This window comes from Pseudomonas sp. FSL R10-0399, from assembly GCF_009600165.1.
Lineage (GTDB): Bacteria > Pseudomonadota > Gammaproteobacteria > Pseudomonadales > Pseudomonadaceae > Aquipseudomonas > Aquipseudomonas helleri.
The window spans coordinates 1-1113 of the sequence record NZ_WIWK01000258.1 but is presented as its reverse complement, the minus strand read 5'-3'; the positions used below and the strand labels follow the sequence as shown (position 1 = coordinate 1113).

Sequence of the window (1113 nt, the reverse complement as noted above, 5' to 3'; positions counted from 1 at the left end):
GGCGGCCGCAAAAACTGAGTGCAACACCTGACCTTTCCGGTACGGTGCTGCCACTATGTCCTATCACGAACTCAGTATCCCCGAACGTGCGACCCTTCAACTCGGCCTTGCCCAAGGTTTCAGCCAGCGGCGAATTGCCCGGATGCTCGGCCGCTCCCCCTCGACCATCAGCCGGGAGCTGCGCCGCAACCGGGCCCCTGGCACCCGCTACCAGGCCTGTGCTGCCCAGCAGCAGATGCAGGTCCGCCGCCAGGTCTGCAGGCCTCAGTGCAAGCTGCTGCCGGGCAGTGAGCGCTTCGAGCTGGTCGTCCATATGCTGCGTGAGGGTTTGTCTCCCGAGCAGATTGCCGGCAAGCTGCGCAGCATGAACATACCCAGCCTCAGAGAGGCCTACGTCTGCCGCGAGACGATCTATAACGCGATCTACGCCCTGCCGGTCGGTGGCCTGCGCAAGGAGCTGATCATCTGCCTGCGCCAGGGCAAGACGAGTCGCAGGCCGCGCTCTGGCGGCGTCGATCGGCGCGGCCAGATCCCTGAAATGCTCAGCATCCACGTGCGCCCGCCGGAGGTCGAAGACCGGCTGATGCCAGGCCATTGGGAGGGCGACCTGATCAAGGGCAAGGCCAATGCCTCGGCGGTGGGCACCTTGGTGGAGCGTACCAGCGGCTACCTGATGCTGATCAAGATGGCCGACGCGACGGCGACCTCGGCGCTGGAGGGCTTCAGTGCGGCGCTCAATGGCATGCCGCTGGCGGTGCGCAAGAGCATGACCTACGACCAGGGCCGGGAGATGGCGCGGCACGCCGAGATCACCCAGCGGACCGGGGTGGCGATCTACTTCTGCGACCCGCACAGCCCCTGGCAACGCGGCAGCAATGAGAACATCAATGGACTGATCCGCCAGTACCTGCCCAAGGGCACGGACTTGTCGGTGCATAGTCAGGAAGCCCTGGACGCCATCGCTTTGCAACTGAATATGCGACCGCGCAAACGCTTCGACTTCAAATGCCCGATCGAGGTGATGGGCGAAGTGATGCAAGAAGCCGTGGTGATGCGGCATGATGCTCCCGCTTCAATTCAATAACCGTGTTGCACTCAGATCCTGCAACCGCC

General features: G+C 63.8%; 1 protein-coding gene. It reads left to right on the top strand.

Annotation, left to right across the window (positions count from 1 at the left end; genetic code table 11):
- The first annotated feature begins 55 nt into the window (after positions 1 to 55).
- Positions 56 to 1084, top strand: coding sequence for an IS30-like element ISShes10 family transposase (locus GHO41_RS29295; RefSeq protein WP_011711660.1), 1029 nt, complete (start codon positions 56 to 58; stop codon positions 1082 to 1084).
- The last annotated feature ends 29 nt before the right edge of the window (positions 1085 to 1113 follow it).

What these genes read in the sequence shown, in the direction of transcription:
- GHO41_RS29295 (WP_011711660.1), top strand. Translation starts at nt 56, where the DNA reads ATGTCCTATCACGAACTCAGTATCCCCGAACGTGCGACCCTTCAACTC.